The organism is Komagataeibacter kakiaceti JCM 25156 (assembly GCF_000613305.1).
Genome location: NZ_BAIO01000751.1, coordinates 1 through 863, shown reverse-complemented (window position 1 = coordinate 863; position 863 = coordinate 1). Strand labels below are relative to the sequence as shown.

Here is an 863-nt window from a genome sequence, read left to right as displayed (position 1 = left end):
GGAAGCCGCCATCCGCGCCGAGGTGCCGCGCGCCGTCAAGATCGTGCGCGCGACCGATGGCCAGGTTGACCCCGCCATCCTGCTCGGCCTTGACGCGGCGGCGGAAGATGACCTGGCCGCCCGTCCGTCCCACCATGATGCGGAAGACGGCGAACATGAGCATGATGATTTCGCAAGCTTTGTCGTCCCCCTCCCCGAACAGGCAGCGTGGAAGGCTTCATCGACCGCCTGAAGGCGCTGGCCGAACAGCACGACATCCTGCGCATGAAGGGCTACGCCAGCGTGCGCGGCAAGCCGATGCGGCTGGCGGTACAGGGCGTGGGCAGCCGCTTCCGCCACCAGTTCGACCGTCCGCTTGGCCCGGACGCGCCGCGCACGGGCAATCTGGTGGTAATCGGGTGCCAGGGCATGGACCGCGCCGCCATTGCGGCCACGCTGGCGCAGGGGTAAAGCGCGGGAAAGCGGCAGCGAGACGGGGTAGCCACCATGCATCTGCTGGCACGTGAGGTGCGCACGCTGGATGACGGCGATCAGGCGGAAGATCTGGGGCACGCCCCGGCGGATATCGTGTTCCTGTCCTTTTCGGACAGCGACCTGCTGTGCCTGAACGCCGCGCATGACGCGCAGGCGATACCCGGCGCAAGCTGCGCACCGCCAGCCTGTCACGGCTGGGGCACCCCATGTCCATCGACCTGTACGTAGCTGGCACCATCATGGAGTCGCGCTGCGTGGTGGTCCGTCTGCTCGGCGGCGTGGATTACTGGCGCTACGGGGCGGAAGAACTGGCCCGCGCCTGCCGAGAGGCCGGGATCCCGCTGGCCTTCGTTGCCGGTGACGGGCGTGACGACCCGCGCCTTGCCCGG

2 pseudogenes are annotated in these 863 nt (G+C 68.8%); both read left to right on the top strand.

From position 1 onward, the window contains the following. Window positions 1-450: pseudogene (locus tag JCM25156_RS26205) on the top strand (GTP-binding protein); the annotation flags it as partial. Window positions 451-486: 36 nt separating this feature from the next. Continuing rightward, a pseudogene (locus JCM25156_RS28275) lies at window positions 487-863 on the top strand (cobaltochelatase subunit CobN); the annotation flags it as partial.